Below are 25,493 nucleotides of genomic sequence, written 5' to 3'. Positions count from 1 at the left end.
CCTCCATGGACCTGACAGAGTCCGGTAAAACTCAACTTCTGCACAAATCGTTCACACAAATAGGCTGGAAGCTCATCCAGGACGCCCTGGCTTCCCGCGCGTTGTCTCCGGTGACGGCAGACCGATGCCATAACCTGCTGCCGGAATCCGATTTTGCATCGGCTGAACTGGCGCTACAGGAAACATCGGAAATGGTTTTCTTTTTGCAATCCGGGGAGGCGTTTCCCTTAAACTCTTTTGACGACATCCGCCCTCTGCTTCAAGAAGCCAGGGAAACTAGTTTTTTACCCTCGGATCAATTCCTGAAAATATTAAAACTTTTACGTCTGTGTCGCGCTCTCAGAAGAACCCTCGAAAAGAAAATCGACACACCTCTCCTGCAATCTCTGAGTTTAAAGCTCGATCCTCTGCCTCTACTTTTAAAAGAAATTGAAACCTGCATTTCCGATGATGGCGAAATAAAGGAAAACGCCACCCCGGAACTGAAACAAGCCCTCCGGGAGGTGACGACAGCCAAGCAAAAACTCGAAGATCGAATGGCCAAACTATTCTCCACAGCGGCTTTCAAGGAAGCTATGCAGGACAGCTATTTTACCGAGCGGGAAGAGCGTCTGGTGGTTCCCATCCGCGCCGAATACCGATCGCGGGTGGATGGCATCGTGCACGACAGTTCGGGAAGTGGACAGACACTTTTTATCGAGCCGACGCAAGTCATTCCCTTGAATAACCAATTGAAGATTTGCAAACTCAGGGTCGATCAGGAGAAATTCAAAATCCTGCAAGCGCTGGCTTCGCAAATGGTATTGCATCAGGAACCGTTGTGCGCCAATCTCGAGGCTCTTGCCGAATTGGACCTGGTTCATGCTAAAGCCCGGCTGGCGCAGTCTATGCAAGCTAAAAAGTGCCCCATGAATCGTGATGGAAACATGAATCTGATAGAGGCGCGTAACCCGGAATTAATATTAAACAAGCATACGGTCGTTCCCAACGACATTTCGTGGGAAGCATCGACCCGTGCCATCATCATTTCCGGTCCCAACACGGGAGGCAAGACCGTGACCCTTAAAACCATCGGGCTCATGTCGATGATGGTCCGGGCCGGCATGTTTCTTCCTGTACGGGAAGGGTCAGAAATAGGATTCTTCCCGGAAGTGTACGCAGATATTGGCGACGACCAAAGCATCCAGTTGAGTTTATCCACCTTTTCAGGGCATCTGCAAAAAATCATTCTCATCCTGCACCATACCAGTCCGGGAGCCTTGATCCTTCTGGACGAACTGGGAATCGCGACCGACCCATTTGAAGGCGCGGCGCTGGCGGAGGCCATCCTTCTGGAGTTAAAACGCCGTGACGTGGTGACGCTGGTTTCCACGCATTATCTGTCCCTTAAAATGCTGGCGCAGACTCATGAAGGTTTTCTCAATGCCTGTACCGAGTTCAACCCTGAGTCCATGACCCCCACCTACCGGTTGATTTTTGGCGTTCCCGGTCACAGCGCCGCTCTGGATACAGCCCAAAGACTGGGCCTTGCCACCGGCATCATCGCCAGGGCGCGGGAGATGTATGAAGCCAAGGATAACCGCGCCGAAAACCTTCTGCAAGACCTCACGCAACAAAAACTGCAATTGGAAAAGAACACCAAGATCATCCAGGCAAAAACTGAGGAAATCACCCTCCTGAAGGAAGAGCAAAACTTCCTCACGCAGAAATTACGGACCGATGAAAACGAGTTCCAAAGAGATAAAAAGCAACGGCTCCAGACTTATGTGCGGGAAGCAAAATTTGAAATTCGTAAATTGCTTCAGGAGATCAAGGGAAGCCAGGACGCACCGAAAATCCGCCGGGTGGAAAAACAGATTCGGACCCTGGGGCATACGCCGCTATCCGCCAACGGCAAGGATTTTTCAGGATGGGTCACACCTCCCGAGAAACTGGTTGAAGGCGATCAAGTGCTGGTCGAAGCCTATGGCGCGGTGGGCGTTCTCCTTGAAAATCCCAACGGCAAGAAAAAAGTGCGCGTCAAGCTTGGCAACCTGACCACTCAAGTAGAAACCGTGCACCTGAAGGGCAACCCAGGCAACCGCCGACCCGCTAAAAATTCAGTCGATACTATAAACATCAAAGTGCATTCCGAGAATACTCAGCAGGCCAAATCATCCTGCGATTTAAGAGGTATGAATTCGGAAGAAGCTCTGGAGGCGATGGAACAGTTTCTCAGCCAGGCGATCGTGAATAACGTACATCAGGTAAAATTGATCCACGGTCATGGCATGGGAACCATTAAAAAACTGACGCGAGAGTTTCTCGAAACCACGGGAATGTGTAAGAGTTTCCAACCCGGTTCGAGAGGAGACGGGGGAGACGGCATCACCGTCGTTGAGCTTTAAAAATAAGGGCATCTCTAAAAATTAGTTTATTACAGGAAATCGAACACTGTACAAGGATTTCTTATATTGGTGGCACGGGCGACCTATCCTTAAATTTAAGGGCAGGTCGCCTGTTCCACTAAAACAAAGCCATCTCCTTAAGTTGACGATTAGGAGCATTTAGTCAATTTTTAGAGATACCCATAATGTAAAAAAAGAGGAACCGCAATGAACAAGGCGAGATTTTTTCTTCTGATAATATTTTTTCTGACAATTCCACTCAATGCACATTCGGGCAATAATAAAATCACATTGAGAGGTGCACCGCTGACTTTAATGGGTGAACCTTTACAGGTGGGACAAACACTCCCGGAAATAAGCCTTCCTGACAGGTCTTTAAAAATGGTCGACCTGAAATCCCTGAAAGAAAAAATTACCATCCTGAGCGTTGTTCCGTCCCTGGATACTCCCACCTGCGAGGAACAAACCCACATACTGAGTGAAAAAAACGACGGCCTCGATCAAACCGCCCGCCTGATAACCTTAAGCCGGGATCTTCCCTTTGCGCAAAGACGTTTCGCAAAGAAAGCTAAAATCGAAAATATCCTGTTTCTCTCGGATTACCGTGACGCCGGTTTCGGCCATGCTTCCGGTCTCCTCATTGAAGAAAGCCGTCTGCTGGCCCGCGCGATTCTGGTGCTTGATCGGGAAGGAACCATCCGCTATCTGGAGATCGTCCCTGATCTGGCCCAGCTACCGGATATGGCTAAAGCATTTGATTTCGCAAGATCCCTTCAGCCTGAATGATCAACAATCATTCGATCCGCTGATTCAGAGTTCTTTATCGACCAACTGCGAAATCAACTTTATAGAAAAGTTTGGTTGTTTTTAAATTTTTTCAGAACATCTCCATTCCCCTCTTTGGCAAGGAAGGGAATGGAGAGACGGAGTCAATTAAATATATTCACCAGCTCCTTAAAGAGCGGCTTGGCTTTTTTTATTTTTTCCTCGTTGCCCAACACACACACCCTTCCAGATTCCTTGATTTTCTGAAACAGATCGGCGTGGGCTTTTAAATCCTCCAGACGGGTGGCCAATAATTCCTCGCGGAATTTTTGTCGCATGGCATGCGTCCGTCCCGTCAAATGATCGACCATAGATGAGGACCCTTTTCTATCAGGCGTGAGGGGCGGATCGAGCCTGCCAATACAACCGATGATTAGTTTTTTCATCTCCTCATCCGGCAAGTCCAGATTGGCAATATAGCCCGCAATCTGATCGTATATATCCAGCGTTTCCGTCAAGTTGGGGTCCCGGTAAGAAACCAGGCCGAAATCTCCCGTATAGAAATCGAAGGAGCTGGAGCTTCCGTAAGCCCCGCCCTGCATGCGAACTTTCTCCCACAGGAAACCTGTGCTCAGAAGAGATTTCAGGGCGCTAAATGAACCGCTGTGCTCAAATCCCAGGTCATACAAATTGGCGCCCTTGCCCACATACTGAACCGTACTTGCAGTGAGAAAGCCCTCATCATTGGGAACAGGATCAAGTTTCCACTCTGCCAATTCCCTGGATTTATCAGGGATCACTTCCATCAACCCATCTATTTTTTTCTGAATTTTTGGATAATCCTTGCCTTCCAGAGTGATATTGAACAAGGCGTTTTCCCGGGTGAACATAAAGTCCGCCAATTGACGGTATTTGTCCGCCACTTCAGCGGGATTTTTCTCTGCGCGCTCCAGCAACTGCTCAAGAAATTTAAAATAGGCGATCCCATCGGTGAGTTCATCAAACTGACCCAACCGGGATTGGTAGGACTGCAAGCGGGACAGGACGTACTGGTTGCCATGCGGGACAATGGTGTCTTCCATATCCGCCTTGGCGCTGCGGATAATTTCCACCAGACGTTTGTGATTGTCAAAACTAAACTCCCCTAAAAACTCGGCAAAAATATCGAACAGCGTGTCGAGCTTTTCCATAACGGCTTTGCCGTTGAAAAACACATAAGACATCACCTGGTGCCGGTCCGCAATCGGGGTGGATGAAAAATGCCAGGGCCGCACCCCGCCGGTATGGATGCCGAGCAGTTTCGACATTTCCGTATAACTGCGCTTTTTGGTTCCCATGCCCAGAATTATCCGGCCAAATAAAGGCAGGTATTGAATCAATTCCATCGGTACCGTATGCGCGTTGAACCCAATCTGAATATAGGCAATTTTGTTGGTGAACAAATCATGCAAAAGAATCTTGGGAGACGATTCGTTTTTTATTTCGATGGGGTATTCCTCCCCCTGGCTGGGAATGTCTTCCAATTCCAGGCTGGGCAAGGTCGCAAGAGCTTCAGGGCTATCGGGAGTCATTTGCAATTGCTGAAGCTTTTTAGTTCGTTCCACAACTTGATCGATTTCTTCAGGCTTAAGCGATGACTTGATCGCTTTGAGTTTTTTGCGAACCTTGGCGTCCTGCTGTTTAGCCAGACCGGGTTTTGGAATCGCCACCAGGGTGCTTTGGTGGTTGTTATTCAATAAATGCCGCGCGATCAATTTTTCGAAATAACCTTCTTTGGATTTTCTTTTGATCTTTCTCATGAGGGCGTCATATTTCAAGTGCATGGTGGGGTCCGCATCATACAACCAGGAACTGAGCGCCTGAATGTTATAGACAATGCCTTTTGCAAAGCCACCGAAATTTGCCTCACGCAGACGGAACTCGGCACTATTCACAGCCGAATCGATCATGTCTTCTTCAATTCCATTCTCCACCAGTCCGCGTAAAGTGGAAAAGACCAGATCCAATATTTTTTCTTCCCGGTCCACTTCCGTTCCCTTCAGGCCCACGGCAAATAAAGTCTCGGCCCGTTGATCGTCAAACCCGCCGCCAATCACTTCACTGCCCAGCTCAGAATCCATCAAAGCCTTGCGCAACGGGGAAGCCGAGGTCCCCAGCAATAGATGGCTCAATATATTGAACGCCATGCAATGTTCGTGGTCCGTAGCTTTTCCCAGCTTGAGCCCGGTAATAACGAAAGTTTTTTGATCCAGAGACTCGTCCTTGGAAACCGGATAGTGAATGACTTTGCGCTTGGGCTTGCTGAATCTCCGCTGCAGTTTTATCGAGGAATCCACTTCCATACGGTCAAATTTTTTCAGATAATTTTCCTGAATAAACTCCAGGTGCTCCAGCGTGTTGCCATCGCCATAAAGGAAAATCCGGCTGTTGGATGGATGATAATATTTCCTGTGAAATTCCTTAAACTCCTCGTAGGTCAAATCAGGAATCGCCAGAGGGTCTCCACCGGATTCATACCCATAGGTGGTCTTGGGAAAAAGGGAATGGGACAGGTATCGGTCGATGATACTTTCCGGGCTGGAAAAAACCCCCTTCATCTCATTGAGCACAACACCCTTATAAATCATCTCTTGCTCTGACGATTCCAGCTCATAGTGCCAGCCCTCCTGCATGAAGGTTTCTTCCGTGATATGCGGGTAAAACACCGCATCCAGATACACGTTCATCAAGTTTCTAAAATCCTTGTGGTTGCGGCTGGCCAGCGGGTACATGGTTTTGTCGGGAAAGGTCATGGCGTTCAAAAAAGTTTGCAGGCTTCCCTTGATGAGTTCAATGAACGGTTCTTTCAAGGGATACTTTTTAGACCCACAAAGGACACTGTGCTCCAGAATATGCGCCACGCCCCGGTCGTTTTCGGGAGGAGTGCGAAAGGAAATACTGAAGACTTTGTTGTCGTCATCGTTCTCCATGGCCAACACCTCCGCGCCATTGCCTTCATGCTTGAAAAACAACGCCGGAGTTTTTAATTCCTTTAGATATTCTTTTTTGAGGAGTTTAAAGCCAAAGTAGGTCTGATCCGTTTCAAAGCTCATGAGTATCCTTTAGATATATTCCTTTAAATAACCCGGCAGAAATGTCAACCCGCCGGGTCTAAAATTCTGGGTAATAGATAATTATATGGGATATGATGCAGGAAATGCAGTTCCGGTCCGGGAAAATCGGGTTTTAAAGGCTAAATAGTTGGCAGAGGTCACCCGGCTCTAATTTCCAGCCCTACGGGACAGTGATCCGAACCCATCACCTCCGGCTGAATGAAGGCATCCTCCACTTTCGTCACTAAATCCTCGGTGACAAAAAAATAGTCGATCCGCCAGCCGATATTTCTCTGCCGCGCATTGGCGCGGTAGGTCCACCAGGTGTACTGATCAGGCTCCGGATGATTGATACGCAGAGTGTCCACATATCCGTGGGCGACGAATTTATCGATCCAGGCTCTTTCTTCAGGAAGAAACCCTGAATTTTTTTCATTGGCCTTGGCGTTTTTCAAGTCAATGGGCTTGTGAGCCGTGTTGACATCCCCGGCGATGACCAGTTTTTTCCCCTCAGACCGTAAAGATTCGCAATGCTCCAGAAAGGCATCGTAAAAGTCCATCTTGTATTGCAATCTTTCAGGACCGCTGGTGCCATTCGGGAAATATACATTCAGCAGGTCAAATCCATCATGCTCCGTGCGAATGACCCTTCCCTCCATATCGAACTTCGGGACGCCAATACCCAGCGCAACCGACTTCGGTTTTTCCTTGCTGAAAGTCACCACGCCGCTATACCCCTTGCGCTCCGCCGAATTCCACACCGCATGATAGCCTGGCGGCTCAAGAATTCCATCGTGCAGATCATCAGGTTGCGCCTTGGTTTCCTGAAGACATAAAATATCAGGGGACTCAGTCTCAAACCAATCCCAAAACCCTTTCTTCAAAACCGCACGCACGCCATTCACATTCCAGCTATAGATTTTTATGTCCCGCTCCTTCTAGAAATTTTTTAAGCCTGCATACCAAACAGAGGCCAAAAGATGTGGTTTATCAGGTTATTTTTACCAGGACAAATTAAATGAAAGCGGTATTATGGCATAAATATTTTTTTAATTATAGCAATGCGAAAACATCTCTACAGGCGGCGGACAGCGGTTTTTATTCTCAGCATTTTTCTCATTGCCTGGTCCATCAGAGCAGTGGAGGCTGGTTCCTCCATCCAATTTGGCGGGTGGGTGACTTACTGGGATTTCAAACGCGGAATGCAAACTGTCGATCAAGAAAGTGGAGTCTATCAGGATATTTTTCTGTTTTCCACCCAGCTGAATTCTGAGGGAACCCCCATCGTGGTTAATTCAGCAGTCATCGATTATCAGGATGCGGTAAAGCACTTAAAAGCTTCCGGTTTCAAACCCTGGATGACGATTGTCAATGATGTTCAAGCAATCGATGGCAAGAAATCGATTCTCAAGGACGCCAACCTCGTTCATAAAATTTTATCGGATGACGTTTCGCGTCTCAAGCACCGCCTGGAAATTGTTGACTTGGCTGAAAGCTATGGTGTCTCAGGAGTCGATATCGATTACGAGAACTTATTGCCTGACGACCGGCTTCTATTCACCCGTTTCATTTCCGAGCTGTCCGCCGATTTAAAAAAACGCAATCTATCCTTATCCGTCACCGTCCAACCCAAAACCTGGAATCGGTCCACCTTGGGCCAGGGGACAATGGATTGGTCTGAAATCTGCCAGCACGCGGACCGATTGCAGATCATGCTGTACAATTTACACAATCCAAAAACCCAACCGGGTCCGGTGGCAACGCTTGAATGGATTTCCAAAGTTCTTAATCATGCTAAAAGTCAATGCGCAGTAAAAACCATCGTGCCCGTCCTCAAAGTCAGCGGAATGCACTGGGGCGCCAATAAAAATGAAGCGATTCAATACGACCAAGCCATGCAATTAAAAACCAAACACGACGCTCAAATCGAACGGGAATCGACCAGTCAGGTTCCATTTTTTTCTTACAAAACAAAAGATGACAACGGGATCGTCTATTATGAAGACGCTCACAGTCTGAAAATTAAAGTCGAGCAGATTCGGGAGTTGGGATTCAACAAGGTGATGTTTTGGAGTTTCGGCAGGCAGGACCCGGAGTTGACCAGGGAATTAAAAGCCCAGTTTAAAAACGGTAACCCATGACGGCTTGCACATTGACGCTGTCATAACCGGGAACCACGGAAAACTGTGTCGCCAGACCCGCCTTTAATTTTCGGGTCAGAAAATAATCAAAATTGAATCCACCGTTACTCACCCAACGAACGCCGTTCACCTTATCATCCGCCCCGCCAACCCCAAATTCAGCCCGGACCTCGGCATCTTTGCTCAACCGCCGTTTATAAAGAAACCTCACGACCCCGATCAACAACTGGTCGGGAGTATAATATTCCCTGGCTTCAAACTCGGAATCCCTGAAGGAAAGATCGGCTCCAATTTTCCAATTTATTAAAACGGGCAATTGATAGCTCAAACCCGCTCTGATATCAAACCCCGTATTACCGTCGTCATAATCCTGGTAGGAAACTCCCAGCCGACCCAGAAGAGCCGAAGAAAACCGTGTCTGATATCCCAGGCTGTATGTTTTCACCTGAATTTCCTGCTCTAGGGCCCGGACAGTATCGATGTCTCTTCTCGACCCATTGAAGCGGATCGTGTGGTTATTTTTCCGGTATTGCGCAGAACCCCAATAGTTTTGCGTGTCCTGCCTTTGAGACAGGGAACGGTGACGAACCGATCCTTCCAGGTGCAATGATTTCCAGCCTCGCCAATGAAACCCCGCGCTCACCTGACCACCATCAATATCCGTCCGATCCTTTTCCTTAAAATTAAGAATGCCGCCTTCCAGCGTCAGTTCCAGGGGAATCTGTAGAGGAAAATAGATTTTTGCCGACTCGGAATGATTGACCCGGTCATTGGAATCGTGGAAAAATTCAAAGGCCCCTGAAACGCGAGGCCGGGTTTTCCAGTCCACGGCTTCTTCCAATGCGTCTATTTTTGGATTAAGAACAGACTCCTGATCGGAAATGCCTTCCAGAAGCTCTTTTGAATCCTGATAGTTTCCGCCTTGATACGAAATATTGGCAAGGGTGAATCGAAATTTATCTTTCAACCCCGGTTCCTGCGAAATGAGGTTAGAGAAAGTTTTTCCGGCATCGGAGTATTGCCCATTCCAATACTGGGATTTTGCCAGCGCGACCTTGGCCCTATGCGACGGGTGGGTTTCAACAAGGTGCTGGATCAACCGCTTTCCATCCCAGTCCCGCGGAACCGAGAAACGGCGTAATAAAGAAGTTTTGACATTTCCCGTCTCAATCCAGTTGTACCCCGTCTGGTCCTGAATAAATCCGAATTGAAAATATTTTTCCAAAATAACCTGATTGATCGCCCTGGCTGATTTTGCATTTCCGTTCTGAGATTGTCCCGCTTCTGAAAAAGGATACGCGTAACCAACCACGTTCAATCCAGGAATTTGAGTGTTTAGAATTTTACCATTTTGCTGATAATCCCCCTCCAATCGGGCATAAAATTCAGCTGAAGTTTCCTGCCTGTTGTTTTTATCCAACCAACGTAAATGGGTCAGAAAATTCCCCTTCGCTCCAGTGAAATCGATCATAATAGGATCATGAGCCTGATGCCCGTGTGCCTGAAAATCCCACCGACCCGACCCCGCGTATTCACGATTCTTGTTCCAATCGGAAAAGAAAGGGTCCTCAGCATTAATTTTGGCTGTGGGGATAAACATGGTTGCTTTCATGCCATATTTTTTTAGAACTGGGTCCCCCAGTTGAAAAGCATCCCGTCGAGCGTCATCAAAGGTAATCAAAATCGGCTTTTCAGGAAAAGAACGTTTCTGATTCACCATCTCTCCCAATTCAGCCACCGTGAGAGGTGTGTAGCCTGCATCGGCCAAGGCTTTTAATTGTTGGTCGAAACGTTGTACCCATAAGTTGCGGCTCCGGGGATGGTCGCTCAACCCGTGATAAAGCAGAATTGGAATATATTTCCCAGGTTTTATTGGGTCTGCCACACGGGAATAATAGTTTGTTGCCCCGTCTGAATCTTTCTTCGCAACCCTCATGTTTCCCGTTTCCAGATTCACTTCATAATCTTTTAGAAAAATATGTTGGTTGGATTGCAGATGTTGAATCGCTTCCTCCAAGTGTCCAAGCGCTTTTAAAGCGCGAAAGGTTCCGAGATAGGCTCTCCGGTTATCAGGGTATTTTTTGCTGATGATTCTAAAAATTTTCAGTGCGTCTTCGTGCTCATCTTCCCTGGACTGCAAATCCCCTATGCCAAGTTGAATATCCACATCACCGGGAAATATTCTTTCAGCTTTCTTCAAAGTTTCATTTGCCTGAGAGAAACGATCCAGATCTATAAGCAGTTTTGCCAGTTCCAGCCATTCGCCCGGATGGTTTCCAAAGTTTTTCAATAATGTTTCGTACCAGAAAACCGCCTGCTCTTTGTCCTGACGGAACAAGGCATCGTCCACTAAAAGTTTAATCACCGGCCTGTAAGGTTGGTGGTGATTGAGGAATTTTTGCGCTTCCTTGACAGCTGTCTCATACTCCCCAACTTCGTACAATGATTTTATCCAATAAAAATGAGCTCTGGGAGCGATTGATCCCATGTCCAACACTTTCCTCCATTGAACCTGTCCCTTCTTGAAGTCCTTTTGCCGCATCAATACCTCTCCATAAAAATACTGAATGGGGAGGTGATTGTGGTATTCCTGAACAATGCGATTCACGACTTCCATCGCTTCTGGATATTTCTTACTCCAATACAATGCCTTGGCCTGCAATAATTGCGGGTCTCGCTGATCCGGGTGAATCTGCAAACTCTTTTGGAGCTCTACCAGAGACTTGTCATACTCTCCCTGATTCAAATACAATCGCGCCAATAAATTATAGGGTTCCGCTTTATCTGGATTTTTTTCATGATACTGTTGCCATACCCTTTCGCTTTCACCCCTTTGGTCTGCACTCTGATAGAGCCATCCTAAATCCCTATAGGCAGAGGCATTCTTCTCATCGAGCAAAATTGCTTGTTCATAATTCCACATTGCCCTTTCACCATTTCCAAGTTCTCGCTCGAGGGCGCCCTTTTTGGCATACATTCGCCCTAAAACCCGGTTCGTGGTTTTAGAATTTGAGGAAATGGAAAGCTGATGATGAAAAAACTCAAGGCCCTGGTCAATGCTACTATTTCGAATGAAATGATTGGTGACCGAAAGGAGCCAGTTTTGATCCATCGGATGAAAAGCAACCGCCTGATGCAATGCCGTTAGCGCAGGCGGGATTTCATTTTTTCCCAATGCCAGTTCAAACAACCGCAACTGCACATTCTGGTTGGAGGGGTCTATCCCCGCCGTGTTCTGATACCAAATTTCCGCCTGCTCCATCTTTCCGGAATGGTAATAGGCATTCGCAATCTGGTGGAATAATTGAAACCCTGTATAACCGAGGTCCACCATTTTGAGCCATGCTTTCACCGCTTCATCGTATTTTTCTTGTTCTTCCATGGCCCACCCCAGATTCTGCAGGATGGTTTTACTTCCCGGTTTCCAGTTCAAAGCTTGTTTGTAGGCCGCTTCAGCTTGTTTGAACCGGCTTCTTCTATACAGTTCGTCTCCCTGACGGGCAAACAGGCTGGACAATTTAACGGCAACCCATTCTCTTGTTTCATCGTTGAGGGAACCGGAGTACGACGCTAAAAAAAATTTAAATAATGAAACCGTCAAGTCCCGTTGACCTGATTTTTCATAGCTATCAGTTAGATGGGCAAGAGCCTCCAAACTATCTGGCTGTATTTTTAATGCCTGTTTGAAAAGACCCACAGCGCGGCGCGTTTGGCCAATTTCTTGATGGGCTTTTCCCAAACGCAAGCGAACGAGGTTTTGATTCGGGTCTGATTTCAGGCTTGCGGTCAGATGAGGGATGGCACGCCGCCATTGATTGGTTTCCATTAACAAAATTCCAACGGCCCTACGAATGTCCTGATTGTCCGGTTGCACTTTAAGGATGGTTTCCCAAGTCTGCAGAGCCTTATTTGTCTCACCCGACTTGTAATAAGCCCAACCTAAATTCTCCCAGGCCTTGATGATCCCCGGATCAATAGCGGTTGCTTTTTTAAAGGAGGCTATGGCTTCCTGATATTCGCCCCTCTTGTAAAGTTGTGTTCCCTGATCCAGGGCATCCTGCCCTTCACTCCCGGCAAAAACAATCTGAGGGATAAAAGCTAATTTAAAAACGCAAAGTGTTGCCACACAGCACAACATCCTTACATTCACAGAACCTTCTTTAAATAGAATCACAACGTACTCAGACGATCGCTCGACAACGTTTCAGTTGAATCTTCAATTGATTGCCCGATATCCGACCTGCCTCTGGCAGTTACCAGCAACTGACAATCCATGTTTTCCAGTTCCGCCTTTAACTCCGAAAAACGGACAGACCCCTCCGGTTTCATTTCAGTGGTCTGTTTACTCAAATCCAGGTGCACGTGAGTCCATTGGTTTTGTTTCACCAAAGTCTGGATTTCAGACATCCACAAATAACCGAAACTCGCGTCTTCATGTTTCGATGTTTTTTTCTCAGACAGGAGGCTTACAGTCGGAATAAAATCCCAGCTATATCTGTGAGCAATGATTTGGAACAAGTCTTTATCATAAGGAACCGATTGCAATCGGTCCCCTTGAATCACATGCGTGACCGTTGTCACTCCTGAAACCCGCTCCGCGTCTTGGATGAGGCGCTGAACGTCCATTTCTTGCGGGTACTCTTCCAACCAGCGAATGTCATGGGGGAAAAATGAGACCTTGGCATTCTTCAATTTCAAGGCGCCTTCACCGTCCCCAGACCAAACCTGAAGCGCAATATCTCCCTTTAAAGCGGACCGCAAATGAACGGGCAAATTCCACAACCTCTCGCCATTCAAATTGACAATAACCCCTTGCCCTCGTCTGATGAGTCGCACATGCTGCCACACTTCCAGAGGAAATCCTGCTCTGGAACTGGCAAGATTTTCGTATTTGCCGTGAGCCACTCGATATTGCAAATTGAGGTTATTTTCATTGCCACCCAATCGCCATTCCTCTCCTTGCTCAATAGAGTTTTGTCGAATCCAGAACTCACCGCGATTCAGGCGGAAATTGACGTCTAAAATCCAATTGTCCGCACTATTTCCCCCTGGAAGAAAGATCGACGTTCCGGGAAACCCGTGAAGATAGGTTTCTGGATCTACGCTCTGGTTGCGGACAACACTTAATTTTTTGCTAGATAAAATATTTGAGTGGCCTGATGTTTCCACCAACTCCCCCTCGCTGGTAAACCAGGCAGAATCTTCCTCAGTTGCTCTCTGCTCTGATATAGCCGTTGCGTGAATGGCTTTATTCGTCACTGCAAGGAGGGTTTCCGGTTGCCAGCCGGGTTGGACTCTGAGCCGTCGCAGTCGATACGGATCGGATTTTTCCCTGTTGACTCCGACAAAACTATCCACAAATCCCAATTTAAATAATTGTTTCAAAGGCGCACTGCTTAAATAGCCCAAATTAGCATTTTTTAAATACCTATGAGAATGAGCCAGAGTTTTATATCCAGAAATATTTTCTTCAATCAAGTCATGGCTGACTTTATAATCCTGAAGAATACTTGCGGAATTTTCGCGATCGATTGCCTCCCGTTCATCCTTTGTAATCCCAACCTTGCGAGTGTAAAACCCGTCCATTAATTTACTGGCATTCGTCATCCCTTTGGGGCTGAAGTGTCCTCCTGCAATAATGTCCCAAATACCGCTATCCACCATTTGTCGCAATCGGTCCCAGTACAGGAAAAATGTTTCCCGTCGAACGATCGGGTCCGTGATCAGAGATACCACCGCAGGCCAATGCATTTGCTTCAAAACTGGATCAACCACCGAATAGGTTTCCAAATAACCATTTGCAAAAATCAGAAGAATTGATTTTTCCGGTAACTTGTCACCTTTGTAATAAAAGTTAAAAACATCCCTTATCGAAACCGCTTCGAAACCATCTTCAGCAAGAGCATTCAACTGTTTGCGCAACTGGTCCTGATGAACATGCCCTTCGTTTTCTTTCCAAACCACCCGGTCAAATTCCAGAACCGTCAAAGTGGCCTGGTTCGATACCGGCTCTTCCCATGAGCGGAAGATAATTCGATCGGTTTCTCTCCATCCCCCGGTTGTCAGAAAAAAAACCAGAACAAATAAAATCAGAAAGGCCCATGCATATTTATCCCTTTTAAAAGTTCGGGACGCGTAAGCCTCTTTGTGATCACTCATGATTCACCGCGTCCCCCAATGGTTTTGCCGAACGGTAAAAAGGGCATAATAGGTTTGCCAGACCAGAACCAGCATGTAGAAAACAGAAAACGATATCCCGTAAACCCACAAACTGTTGCGGTAAAAAGCCAGGTAAACGAGACTGTAAAGACCTGCCATTAACATAGCCCCATAGATATAAAGATAGGAGAACGGCCAAAATCCCAGAAGAGGGAGAACAATGGCATTCAACACAATGAAAGGGGCGATGATCGGGAACATCACACCGCAGTAAAAGAAAAAAGCCGCTACCGGATGCCTCTTCCACATGAAAAGGCAGGCCAGAAAACTTTCCCGAATCCAGGATTTTTTCCAGCGTAGTTGTTGACGAAAAAATACTCCATATTTTTCCGGAACGAGAGTGGTGCACACCGCCTCGGCATGATAAATCACCCGGTATTTCCTGAGCATAAAATTGGTCAGACTGCGGTCATCTCCAAAAGTGGCTGGAATGCCGAGGAATTTCTGATTCAACCACGGATCGAGGATGTCCATCACGTATTTGCGCCGGTAGGCCGCGAAGCATCCCGAACAACAGGACACGGTTGAAAAAAGCGATTCCGCCGCCTTGATCACGTGGAAGGCGACAAAGTAACGGACTTCCTGCATCTTGGTCAGCGCATTGACTCTGGCGTTGGTCACATTGGCGTGCCCGCAAACCGCTCCGACTGCCGAGTCATAAAATCCCTGCACGATTTTATACAGGCCATCCGGCCGGACAAAACTGTCCGAATCGATGTATACCAGAATCTCGCCTTTCGCCATGCGGGCGCCGATGGCCATGCCCTGCCGCTTGCCCTGGTTTGCTTTAAAGTTGACGACTTTTAATGAAGGATGCTCCCGAGCCGACTGACTCATTTCCTTTAGGGTATCGTCGGTAGACCCATCATTCACCGCGATCACCTCAAGACGGTCACTGGGGTAATCCGACCGATACACACAGTCAATGGTGCGGCGAATGGATTCTTCTTCATTTTTACAGGCAATCACCACAGTGATCGTCGGAAAGTGGTTTTTGTCTTCAGGAGGTCGGTAGAATGCGGAAAATATAAATCGGGAAAGGATATAAACGGAGATGATTATGCTGTAAACATTTAAAACCGGTTGATACCAAAAATAAAAAACATTGAACCATTTCAAATACAAAACATTGAGGGTGCCTAAAACAAGAAAAAGGGTTACCAGTTTGGGAAGGAACTTGAAAAACCTGTATTTTATAATTTCCTTCCTATCGTTGGCAAATTCCAATCCGTAGGTATAATTTGTCTTTGTGGATTCCTTATTCGATGCATGGACCTTCTCCCAAACCACTTTAGCCTTGTCATTCCAGGCTGATTTAAGAAGAGAGCCCGAACGATTGTCTTTGGCGGAATCGTCATAGGTGAGGGGGTGGATCCACGTTCCTTTTTTCAGTGGCGTGGGCGTAGATATTCGGGCGCCTCCGTAACCGATATCAATCAGATCGGCCCGAAGTTTTTTCTCTTTGCAGAAGGGTTTCAAATCAGAAAACAATAAACCGGCCTTCACCGACTTGCGGCGAAAGCTTCTCTCTTCCCCTTTAAAACTTGGGGAAGACCTGGTATTTTCTTTTTTTTGAAACATCAAATCCTCGCGAGCAGATAGATCAAGCAACAGGTAGAATTTTTTGATGTTCTTTGCCTACAGGTAACCTACTAGCAATATGCGTTCTTATTTGTGTGGTTTTCCACACAAAAATTATCCACTTTTAAATTAGGTTCAATTTAAGGCAGGGCGATAACCGCTTAAGACTGGGGGGGGGCACTCAATGGCTGCTTTTTGGAGGAATGGTTTTATTTTAAGAATTCGGAATAAAATCGCTAAATTTTTTAAGGAATTGCTAAAAGGCGGAGGGCGGACATGTCAAACTACCAAGAGATCGTGAAAATTTTGACGCTTTGAATTGTGTTTTTATGACAAGACTTAAAATATATTTCGACAAAGCCAGTCGAATATTTATTACAATCGACTGTGCGCCAACCTTAGAACCTCTTCATAAACTTTTTTGATGGGGAGTTTTTCCTTGCGGGCAATTTTTTTACAATCTTCGTACTCAGGAGAAATTTTCAGGAGGACACCATCCAATGAACCTACTTTCACCTTGACCGGGCCATAAGGAGTCTGCACCATTTCAATTTCCCGGTCCAGGGTTGTGCGGTTCACTTCAAAATAACGCACGCCAAAGGTAGACGTTTCCGACAGGATGATTTTAGATATTTGTTCTCTTTTCTCCGGCGCAACCAGGACCGAGAGTTTCGTAGCCGGGCGATTCTTTTTCATGCTGACAGGGGTGAAGGTAACATCCACCGCTCCGGCTTTGAACAGCATGTCCATGACGTGGTCATAAAATTCCGGGTTCATGTCGTCGATATTGGTTTCCACCATCATCATGGACTCGGTCTCACCTGCTTCCTCTATCTCACCCAGAATGATCCTCAGCATATTGGGCGAGTTTTCGATGACGTGATCCCCGGCGCCGTAGCCGGTTTTCAAGATTGTCATTTTTGGGAGCGGTTGAAATTTTTCCGCGAAGAACCCGATCATTGCCGCGCCTGTAGGCGTGGTCAGTTCTTTTTGGATTCCGGTAGAAAAACAGGGGATGCCTTCCAGCAGGTTGAGGGTCGCAGGCGCCGGAACCGGCAGGGTTCCGTGTGCACATTCGACAACGCCTTCACCCACATTCAACGGCGAGGAAAATACCCGCTCTACGTTCAAAAGTTCCATGCCCAATACGCCACCGACGATATCGACGATGGAATCCTCCGCCCCCACTTCATGAAAGTGGACCTTTTCCATGCTCGTATGATGAACCTTGGCTTCGGACTTGGCGATGCGCCTGAATATTTCGATAGCGTCGGATTTGACCTTTGCGGGCAATTCCGATTTCTGAATGAGCTCTTTGATGGTTGAAAAATGTCTTCCGTGCGGGCGTTTGATGGGTTTTAACACCACATCAACCTTGGTGCCGCTGATGAGGCCCCGCTGGACGATCCGGGACTTGATTTCGTATCCTTTAGACAAACCGAGTGACTTCAAGCCCTCGCGGATCATTTTCAAATCCACGCCCAGATCCACCAGAGCGCCCAGGATCATGTCGCCGCTGATACCGGAGTAGCAATCGAAATAGGCGGCCCGCTTAGGTTTTCCGGTAGATGCCATGTTACTTGAAGGAGTCCGAAAACAGCGTCTGGATGGCTTTCTTGCCGTTGTCATTCAAAAAGCGAGTGCCCGTTCCGGCAAAATGTTTGCGCCTGATTTTGACGGATTTTTTTTCTTTCCAATGATCGGTTTTCCAGGTAAACCACTGGCTCGTTTCCTGGTCAAACACATGCAGGGGTTTGTTGCATATTTTTGCAAATTCCGCGCCCCAGCCTGTTCCCCCCTTGATGGTGTTGTCTTCCAGTATTTTCCCCACCACAAACACCTCTTCCGCATGGTTGATCTGATGCCAGATGCTTTGCAGAACCTTGCGGAACAGAGGCCCCGAACTGTACGTCCGGTTCATTAATTTGGATACGTAGGAAAGGCTGACATCCCCACTTAGCAGTTCTTCGGATGTCAAAAACCGAACGCCGCGTTTTCTGTTGAGCTTATGCCCATCGAAGGTAAAATTCACTTCTTCGATGCCAGCGGCTTCCGCCTGGCTTCCAAACTCAGCTTCCGCCCCATTGACGCCACCACTGAATAAAATGCAATCCTGGCTTTTCATTGCAAATGGCTCCTTTGGTTTCTTAATAAAAGGGTTAAGAAGTTTTTAATAAATGCAAAAATAATTTCAATCCAACTTAGTTAAAAACCTGGGGAGTTGCAAGAGAATACGGCAGGAATAGCGGGCGGTTATTTGGGTGCGGGTGCGCCCGATTTTATCTTGTTAAAGAAACGACCCAGAATTCCGCGCTTCTTTACTTTTTTAGCATGGGTGGCGACCAGGGTTTCCATTGGAGTGGTTTTCCCCTGATGCTCATCAATAAACAGATCGATCAGAATATGACAGGAATGACATCCCCCGCCCGCTTCACAGGCCTTAGTCACCTGCTCAATGGTGGTAAGATTTCCTGATTCAATGCAGTAACGAATCGTCGATTCACTGACCTGATAACACTTGCAAATGATTTCATCATTTTCGACGGCAGTGGGTTCCATGGATCAGTAAAATAAGGGCATTGAAAAAAACAACAACTAATATTGATAACTAGTCTCATTATTGTAATAAAAACACGCCACTTTGTCCATTGCTATTATGTAGCAAGCATCTCAGAGATGTCCTTGACCTTCACTTTACCCTGCAATCCCTTGGCTTTGAGGGCATCCTCCAGCATGAGGACGCAATACGGGCAGGAGACGGCGATGGTGTCCGGCTGGGCCTGCATCAATTCGTCGATCCGGTTGTGGCTCATCTTGCTACCCACCTTTTCTTCCAGGAGAAACCGCCCTCCCCCTGCCCCGCAGCAGCTTCCCCGTTCGCGGCTGGTTTCCACCTCCAGAATGCTCTCCCCTTGCACTTTTGCCGCCAGCACTTCCCGTGGCGCTTCATACACCTGGTTGTGCCGACCCATATAGCAGGAATCGTGGACCACCACCTTTTCATCGGTTTTTTCACCGGGAGCGATTTTTCCATCTTTAATGAGCTGGTTCAATAATTCCGAATGATGAATCACCTCAAGGTGCACGCCAAATTCCGGGTATTCATTTTTCAGCGAATTGAAGCAGTGCGGGCAATGGGTGATGATTTTCCGCACCCCGTTTTCCGCAAACGTCCCGGCATTCTGCGTGGCCAGCATGTCGAACAGATACTCATTTCCGGCTCGACGGGCCGGGTCGCCAGTGCATCCTTCCTCTTTTCCAAGAATGGAGAAATCCACCCCCGCCGCTTGCAGGGAAGCCACCACTGCGGATGCGATTTTCTTCCCCCGGTTGTCGAAACTGCCGTTGCACCCGACAAAATATAGGTACTCGGTGGGATTCTCCTTGTCCCACAGCTTGAGCCCCAAATCCGCCGCCCAATCGGCTCTCGCATCGCGTCCGAACCCCCAGGGGTTGCTGTTGGTTTCCAGAGATTTGAAGGCCCGCGTCAACTCCTGCGGGTAGCGGTCCTCGGTCAAAACCAGACCCCGCCGCAAATCAATCACCTTGTTCACATATTCGATCATGACCGGGCACTCCTCCTCGCAGGCCCCGCAGGTAGTGCAGGACCACAGGGTTTCATCCTGAATGACCCCGCCGAGCAGGGCGGGAACACCAGACGATTGAGCCTGAATTTCACCCTGCAAAGAGTTTAAGTGATTTCTCAGGTCAATCGTGAGTTCCTTTGGCGATAGGGGTTTTCCGCTTTTGAGCGCCGGGCAGAACATGTCGCACCGGCCGCATTCCGTACAGGTGTGAAGATCCAGCAAAGCTTTCCAGGAAAAGTCTCCGATTCGTGTCACGCCAAAAGATTCTTTGCTTTCATCTTCAAAGTTGATACGGGAGAGTTGGTTGCCACGTCCTGTGACATTGGAAAAATAAACATTGGGAATGGAGGTGATGATGTGGAAATGCTTGCTTCTGGGCAACAGCGTTAAAAAGAACAGGATGCTCAATATGTGCGTCCAATAGGCCAGATTGTGCAGGAAGGTGACTACCGCAGGCTCCATAGAAGCCAAAGAATAGGAAAACACCAGCCCCAAAGGCTCCCATAAAGTTCCAGCAGACGGGTTGGTTGTAAAATATGCGCCCTCGAAAACCACATCGCTGACCATGATCGCCAAAATCAGAATGAGGATAAGAATCCCCTCGCCTGAAAGATTGAGACGTGGCGGCTTGACGACTACCCTGCGGTAAAGGGCATAGAGGACAGCCAGCGTCACCAGCGCCACAAAAACATCTTTGATCAAACTGTATAAATAATGGACAAGTTCAAAACCGGGCAGGGGAATCGGCAGATCTTGGAAAAATCCGATCACGAAAAAATGTCCGGCACGCAAAAGAAGCACCCCAAATCCCCAGAAAATCAGCGCATGCATCCACCCCGCATTCCGGTTTTTAAGCAGCTTGGTTTGCAGAATGGCGATGCGAACCGTGTTCCAGATGCGTTGGACCGGGCGATCAAACCGGTTTTCGGAACCCGCTTGCCGTAAAACCCGGAGCTTGGGCCAAAGGCCGGCGAAAAAAAATCCCAGGGCGATGAGGCTGAAAAGGCCCAACAGCGCCGGTAAATATTGAGCTGACACCCAGTCCAAAGCCCGATAAGAAGCAGAATTCATGAAAATGTCCTAAAGCGACTCAAGGAATAAAACCCACGATGCATCCGTTTAAAGGAAATTCTTCTTTAAAAAAGTTGATAGTACCAGAAAACCCTGTTTGCTATCCTTCTTCATCAATGGCAGGGGAATCGCAGTTGAATTCCAACCTCCGTATGCTATATTTGATAAGTAACAAAGGATATACAATCAGTAGTGTCCGGGGAAAATAAAATTTTCATTGAAAAATTGAGGCTTAATTTGGCTCTTTTTTTAACCGGACAGCACCAAAGAGTCTCTTAAATGGCTTTATACGCCCATTTCCACAACGAAAACGGGTTATCCTGCTATTGCAGAAAAGCTTTTCGGGGATTGAGATACAGGTTTTCCCGGACAGCATGGGATAAAAAATCTAACCTATTGAAAAATAGAGTATTTATTTTTCAGAAAATGCTATAGCAACAATCTCAAGAATTTAACCGGACAGTAGTGATATACAATAAATACTTAACTTTACGCCCAATGGGAAGGATGTTCATCGTGGCTTTATCCAGGCGCAACTTATGCGTTACCGCACTGTTTACGATTGCCCCGGCAATCCTGGTGCTTACCTTTTCTACTCCAGGTTACGGCATCCCGAAAGGGGAACCCTTTTTGAAACTCGACCATCAAGGGGCCGATCAGCAGGAGCTCGGATATCATCCGATGAACCCGGTCACCCCACCGACCGATCTTTCTCTGCATCCTAATTTGACTCCTTTTATCAATGAACCGCATCCTTATCCTGATTATATTAAAAAGTTTAACCACGGAAAACAGTTTCCGAAATATTATCTGGAACTATTGAAAACCGCCCCGGTGGACCAGGTCCAAAGCATAGTTTTCAATATAAGCGCCTTTCAAAACACGCGCGTCATTGGGGTGGCAGGTTTTGAAAATAAAACGGTAAAACCCTTTAAGGACGAAAATGCCGGCTACGTTGTTGCCAACCAAATATCCCAGGAATTACAATCATACAATAAGTACCGGGTCATCCCTCCACCCAGGGAAAGTGAGGATGTGCGTTTGCAAATCACAGCAACTCCGCCTCCGGCTAACCAGGAAAATTATAAAGCCACAGGGCAGGGGGAAAGGGATCACTCCAGCGATGTTCTCCCTTACTCAAATAAAAAGGTCGATGCCGTATTGATCGGCGCCGTGACCCGGTATATGGACTCTCACGTCAACCGTCAGGGAGAAATCAAGAAAAGTATTTCCAGCGGGGTCGAGTTCGGAGCCTATTTGGTCAATGTAAAAACGGGCGATGTGATCTGGGGCGCCCGATTTGTGGGGACGCAAACTCCCAATATCAGAGGATTCCTGGAAGGGAATACCCATTGGCTTAGCAAGGAGGAACTTTCCCGATCCGCTATGAAGAAGGTTTTAAAAGCGTTTCATGATAAAAAAAGCCAATAACAGTAGATAATTTTAATTCATTCTTAAAAACACCATGTTCGATAATAAAAATTTAACCAACCTATCCGAAAAAGACCTTGCCGCCATTGAAAAGAAGAAAAAACTGTGGAGAAACCTTTTTCTTTTGAATGCATGCATCAGCGTAATACTGGTCGGCATATTCTGGCTTCCTTCAAAATTAATGCAGATGGACGATTTCCTAAACTCTCCTAGCGTCAATCTGCCGGAAGAAGGGAAAGTGGCAAAATCCACCGCCCCGGCTCCGCAGATGACAATAGCAAACCAGATTGCCTCGCAAATAATCACGGTAAACGCCTCTTCAGAGAAAGACTGGGCCTATTTCGACTTTTCCAGAGGGTCCGTTGTCGAAATTCATGATCCGTCTTCCCTGGAATGGGACCTGGCGTTTAGAAGGGGGAAAGTGATTTCTAACGGTGGAGCCACCAATAAATTCGGCAAGGCAGGGTTGTTCGACTTAAAAGAAGGTGACTTTGACATCGTGGCTAACGCTCCTCTTGAAAACTATACCCAGGATATAAACACGAAAACCGAGACGGAAAACCCGATACTCATGAAATGGTATTCTTATAATTATTTGACCCACAAGCTAACCGCCAAAAAGAATGTTTATGCGGTACGCACTGCAGACAGCAAATTTGCAAAAGTCCAGTTTATGAGCTTCTACTGCGAAAACAAGGAAACCGGTTGCATAAAAATGCGTTACTCCTACCAGGACAATGGTTCCAATAGTTTTCTGAATAACAGCGTCGGGCTTGCATCCTCTTCCGCGACCCAAAATCCAGCGCCGCAAGGTATGTAATTGAAGGAAAGCTTTAAGAGGGCATCTCTAAAAATTAGTTTTCACAGAAAATAGAATCCGTGTGCAAAAGTTTCTTAAATCAGTGGCACGGGCGACCTATCCTTAAATTTAAGGGTAGGTCGCCTGTCCTACTAAAACAAAAGACGCTTCTTTAGAATTGGCGATTCGGTGCCGTTGTCAATTTTTAGAAGTGCCAAAGAGTTAAAAATTGGCTCGATAGAAAAACTCTCCAAGGCCTTTCAAGAAAACCGGATTTTCAAATTGCATTATTTTCCGGGAGTGCTATTTTATAAGTTTTCGTGTCATTTAGGGTACTTTGAAAAATAACCGTTAAATGAAATCTCATCAGTACAACCTTAGAATTTTGGAAGGAGAACCATGTCAAGTTTAAAAGGTTTACTTTTTAGTCAATTTGCCAACGATGGGTTGAATGATTTGATTGAAGAAATGCAATCGAAATATCAGCCCAAGAAAGGCCGCCGGTTTAACCACAATAAGATCACTTATGAAATCAGCCGCCCTACCTTAAAAGATAACCAAATCGAGTTCGAGATCAGCTCCAAAATACCTGAAGACGAAGTCAAGGATTCCAATAAGATGCAAGTCTATTTTGATCAAATTAAAAAAAGTCTTGCCAAGGCTGGAGTCAAACCGGAATCCGTTGAAATGGAAAACATCGTGTGGGACTCCAAAAAGGAAACCGAAAAGGAAAGAGACTATGTGAAGCTGGTATACAAATACCCTCTGGACGAGTTGTTTGACACGCAGGAAGTCATGAAAACCTATGAGGGAAAACCGTCCGGCGAAAACTTTGAAAACCTCCCCAAGGCTCCCAGCGCCTTCACCACGCAGGGCAAGTTGGTGTTACAAAGTGTTCGCCAAAACATCCAATCGCGGGGGCGAGAACACATAGAACAGCTGATTGGAGCCAATGACAGTGTTCGGGCAAGTATCGGTAATTAATCTCCAATGGCACAGACTCTTTACTTTTTAGGGAAAGCCCTCCAGCTCCTGGGTTTGTGCACAATCACATACGTGGTTTTTCTTTTCTTCACCGACAAGGGCATGGAGCCGCTTCTTTACATGTCTATTTTGGGCATTGTAGAATTTTACCTGGGGACGTTTCTATTAAGCAAAGCTGAAAAGTAAGATTTCTTCCGGATTTTCTCATATTAAGATCTTGCGCATTCCCGAAAGAACAACCTTAAAAAGACAGCCATCATCATTATGAAAGAACTACTCGAAAAACCCGGCTTCCTGGCGTCTTCAGGAACCCTGGGAGCAGATGTCAGCTATCTGCTGGCTTTGGTTTTTACCGTGCTCTTTCTAATTGCATGGGGATTTGCCAAAAGAGCCCAGGGCACCAGACACCATAACCTGATCCTGGTTTCCATGGTTTCGATGGTGGTTTATTTCTGCGCCTACTATTATGCCCGCCAGTTGGGGGTGTTGTCTTTTGAAGGGGAAGAAGGCTTCGGCGGCCCGCGGGAAGTTTACGACAACGTTTTTATTCCCGTCCTGACCACCCACCTGATTTTAGTGACCTTGGGCCTGATCCTGTCTTTTTACATGCTGGTGGAAGGATTTCGGGCCAGCGAAAAAGTCAACGGTGATTTCGTGCTGAAGGCGGGAAAGTTAACCGTCCACGCCAAAACCTTTAAAATCGTCATGCTCTCGATTCTCGGCCTATGGGGAGTTAACCAGCTGTTTCTGACAGCGGTTCGTCACGCATCGATGGGAGCCAGTATTGCCTGGGCTTTGATATTTGGCACCGTGGCCCTGGTGGTCAGCCTCGAAAAGCTCATCGAAAAAATGCTTCCAGACGGCGCCCGACGCCACCGGATTCTGGGACGCGGCACCATGATTATTTACGGATTGATCCTGTCCACGAGCACCGCCACCTACTTAATGCTTTACGTGATTTACCCGGTAAAATAGTCTCAAAATAAACCCTTAAAATTATTTTTACTTTTCGGCATAGGGGGATAAAAGTTAAAATTTTGGGGAAATTAGAATTTATTGAAACATGGGGAGTTTTTCCTCTTGACACGTTTGAAATGCCTGTGTTAAGTTTCCCGAAGAATCATATAATTTCGAAGTACATCAGTAGTAAATAAGTAGCGGTCAATCCATTGACCCCTAGGCCAATGTAAACGATGGTGTCAAAGATTTTTCCGTTTTTGCTGGCCATACATATTCCTCAATATTTTAGAGCGGTTGAAAATTAATATCTGGAAAATGTAACATCCGAAATTCAAAACTGTCAAGAATAAACTTGGTAAATAGTTTCCATAATACGGAGGGTTATTGATGGACATTGATAAAATCAAAGAAAAAGCAGGACCACTTATTTATGTGGCCACAATTATTTTTAGCTTATGGTTCTTCTACTGGTTCGC

General features: G+C 46.8%; 17 protein-coding genes. 8 read left to right on the top strand and 9 right to left on the bottom strand.

The annotated features are described in order from the left end of the window. Window positions 1-5 precede the first annotated feature (5 nt). Together O3C58_00520 and tpx are read left to right on the top strand one after the other, a co-directional pair. Window positions 6-2,387, top strand: a complete 2,382-nt coding sequence (locus O3C58_00520; GenBank protein ID MDA0690346.1) for an endonuclease MutS2 — start codon at window positions 6-8, stop codon at window positions 2,385-2,387. Between the two features lie 207 nt (window positions 2,388-2,594). Further along, a complete protein-coding gene (gene tpx, locus O3C58_00515; protein MDA0690345.1) occupies window positions 2,595-3,173 on the top strand; it encodes a thiol peroxidase in 579 nt (192 codons plus the stop codon). Between the two features lie 143 nt (window positions 3,174-3,316). Here the strand turns inward: tpx and O3C58_00510 are convergent, their stop codons facing one another. Both O3C58_00510 and O3C58_00505 read right to left on the bottom strand, forming a co-directional pair. Continuing rightward, window positions 3,317-6,244, bottom strand: coding sequence for an insulinase family protein (locus O3C58_00510; GenBank protein ID MDA0690344.1), 2,928 nt, complete (start codon window positions 6,242-6,244; stop codon window positions 3,317-3,319). Window positions 6,245-6,402: 158 nt separating this feature from the next. Beyond that, entirely contained in the window at window positions 6,403-7,170 is a 768-nt protein-coding gene (locus O3C58_00505; protein MDA0690343.1) for an exodeoxyribonuclease III, read from the bottom strand. Window positions 7,171-7,305: 135 nt separating this feature from the next. On the opposite strand from O3C58_00505, the gene O3C58_00500 reads away from it, so the two are divergent. Further along, window positions 7,306-8,385: a glycosyl hydrolase family 18 protein gene (locus O3C58_00500; protein MDA0690342.1), complete on the top strand. Its 1,080-nt coding sequence runs from the start codon at window positions 7,306-7,308 to the stop codon at window positions 8,383-8,385. Here O3C58_00500 and O3C58_00495 read toward each other — a convergent pair. From O3C58_00495 to O3C58_00465, 7 genes are all read right to left on the bottom strand, one after another. Beyond that, complete coding sequence (locus O3C58_00495; GenBank protein ID MDA0690341.1) at window positions 8,366-12,559, bottom strand: tetratricopeptide repeat protein; 4,194 nt, start codon at window positions 12,557-12,559, stop codon at window positions 8,366-8,368. The genes O3C58_00500 and O3C58_00495 overlap by 20 nt on opposite strands. Next, on the bottom strand, window positions 12,556-14,544 hold the full coding sequence (locus O3C58_00490) for a polysaccharide deacetylase family protein (protein MDA0690340.1): 1,989 nt from the start codon (window positions 14,542-14,544) through the stop codon (window positions 12,556-12,558). The genes O3C58_00495 and O3C58_00490 overlap by 4 nt, the downstream gene beginning before the upstream one ends. A gap of 3 nt (window positions 14,545-14,547) precedes the next feature. Continuing rightward, window positions 14,548-16,185 (bottom strand): glycosyltransferase, encoded by a 1,638-nt coding sequence (locus O3C58_00485; protein MDA0690339.1) that lies wholly within the window; start codon window positions 16,183-16,185, stop codon window positions 14,548-14,550. A gap of 375 nt (window positions 16,186-16,560) precedes the next feature. Continuing rightward, complete coding sequence (gene larC / locus O3C58_00480; GenBank protein MDA0690338.1) at window positions 16,561-17,760, bottom strand: nickel pincer cofactor biosynthesis protein LarC; 1,200 nt, start codon at window positions 17,758-17,760, stop codon at window positions 16,561-16,563. Between the two features lies 1 nt (window position 17,761). Beyond that, window positions 17,762-18,310: a hypothetical protein gene (locus O3C58_00475; protein ID MDA0690337.1), complete on the bottom strand. Its 549-nt coding sequence runs from the start codon at window positions 18,308-18,310 to the stop codon at window positions 17,762-17,764. A 128-nt stretch (window positions 18,311-18,438) separates the two neighbouring features. Then, a complete protein-coding gene (locus tag O3C58_00470) occupies window positions 18,439-18,744 on the bottom strand; it encodes a (2Fe-2S)-binding protein (protein ID MDA0690336.1) in 306 nt (101 codons plus the stop codon). Window positions 18,745-18,839: 95 nt separating this feature from the next. Next, window positions 18,840-20,843, bottom strand: a complete 2,004-nt coding sequence (locus O3C58_00465) for a (Fe-S)-binding protein (protein MDA0690335.1) — start codon at window positions 20,841-20,843, stop codon at window positions 18,840-18,842. A 516-nt stretch (window positions 20,844-21,359) separates the two neighbouring features. On the opposite strand from O3C58_00465, the gene O3C58_00460 reads away from it, so the two are divergent. From O3C58_00460 to O3C58_00440, 5 genes are all read left to right on the top strand, one after another. Further along, entirely contained in the window at window positions 21,360-22,274 is a 915-nt protein-coding gene (locus O3C58_00460) for a hypothetical protein (GenBank protein MDA0690334.1), read from the top strand. Window positions 22,275-22,308: 34 nt separating this feature from the next. Continuing rightward, window positions 22,309-23,094, top strand: a complete 786-nt coding sequence (locus O3C58_00455; protein MDA0690333.1) for an HmuY family protein — start codon at window positions 22,309-22,311, stop codon at window positions 23,092-23,094. Window positions 23,095-23,472: 378 nt separating this feature from the next. Further along, window positions 23,473-24,057 carry a hypothetical protein gene (locus tag O3C58_00450; protein ID MDA0690332.1) on the top strand — a complete coding sequence of 195 codons (585 nt, stop codon included), beginning with the start codon at window positions 23,473-23,475 and terminating at the stop codon, window positions 24,055-24,057. Between the two features lie 6 nt (window positions 24,058-24,063). Continuing rightward, window positions 24,064-24,243 (top strand): hypothetical protein, encoded by a 180-nt coding sequence (locus O3C58_00445; protein MDA0690331.1) that lies wholly within the window; start codon window positions 24,064-24,066, stop codon window positions 24,241-24,243. Window positions 24,244-24,321: 78 nt separating this feature from the next. Next, entirely contained in the window at window positions 24,322-25,032 is a 711-nt protein-coding gene (locus O3C58_00440) for a DUF420 domain-containing protein (GenBank protein ID MDA0690330.1), read from the top strand. Window positions 25,033-25,493 lie beyond the last annotated feature (461 nt).

It is taken from the genome of Nitrospinota bacterium (genome assembly GCA_027619975.1).
In the GTDB taxonomy this organism is placed as follows: domain Bacteria; phylum Nitrospinota; class Nitrospinia; order Nitrospinales; family VA-1; genus JADFGI01.
Note: the sequence above shows the minus strand (reverse complement) of the source record. Positions and strands in the feature narration are given on the sequence as shown.

What these genes read in the sequence shown, in the direction of transcription:
- tpx (MDA0690345.1), top strand. Translation starts at nt 2,595, where the DNA reads ATGAACAAGGCGAGATTTTTTCTTCTGATAATATTTTTTCTGACAATT.
- O3C58_00490 (MDA0690340.1), bottom strand. Translation starts at nt 14,544, where the DNA reads ATGAGTGATCACAAAGAGGCTTACGCGTCCCGAACTTTTAAAAGGGAT.
- O3C58_00485 (MDA0690339.1), bottom strand. Translation starts at nt 16,185, where the DNA reads ATGTTTCAAAAAAAAGAAAATACCAGGTCTTCCCCAAGTTTTAAAGGG.
- larC (MDA0690338.1), bottom strand. Translation starts at nt 17,760, where the DNA reads ATGGCATCTACCGGAAAACCTAAGCGGGCCGCCTATTTCGATTGCTAC.
- O3C58_00440 (MDA0690330.1), top strand. Translation starts at nt 24,322, where the DNA reads ATGAAAGAACTACTCGAAAAACCCGGCTTCCTGGCGTCTTCAGGAACC.
- O3C58_00520 (MDA0690346.1), top strand. Translation starts at nt 6, where the DNA reads ATGGACCTGACAGAGTCCGGTAAAACTCAACTTCTGCACAAATCGTTC.
- O3C58_00445 (MDA0690331.1), top strand. Translation starts at nt 24,064, where the DNA reads ATGGCACAGACTCTTTACTTTTTAGGGAAAGCCCTCCAGCTCCTGGGT.
- O3C58_00475 (MDA0690337.1), bottom strand. Translation starts at nt 18,310, where the DNA reads ATGAAAAGCCAGGATTGCATTTTATTCAGTGGTGGCGTCAATGGGGCG.
- O3C58_00450 (MDA0690332.1), top strand. Translation starts at nt 23,473, where the DNA reads ATGTCAAGTTTAAAAGGTTTACTTTTTAGTCAATTTGCCAACGATGGG.
- O3C58_00465 (MDA0690335.1), bottom strand. Translation starts at nt 20,843, where the DNA reads ATGAATTCTGCTTCTTATCGGGCTTTGGACTGGGTGTCAGCTCAATAT.
- O3C58_00470 (MDA0690336.1), bottom strand. Translation starts at nt 18,744, where the DNA reads ATGGAACCCACTGCCGTCGAAAATGATGAAATCATTTGCAAGTGTTAT.
- O3C58_00500 (MDA0690342.1), top strand. Translation starts at nt 7,306, where the DNA reads ATGCGAAAACATCTCTACAGGCGGCGGACAGCGGTTTTTATTCTCAGC.
- O3C58_00455 (MDA0690333.1), top strand. Translation starts at nt 22,309, where the DNA reads ATGTTCGATAATAAAAATTTAACCAACCTATCCGAAAAAGACCTTGCC.
- O3C58_00510 (MDA0690344.1), bottom strand. Translation starts at nt 6,244, where the DNA reads ATGAGCTTTGAAACGGATCAGACCTACTTTGGCTTTAAACTCCTCAAA.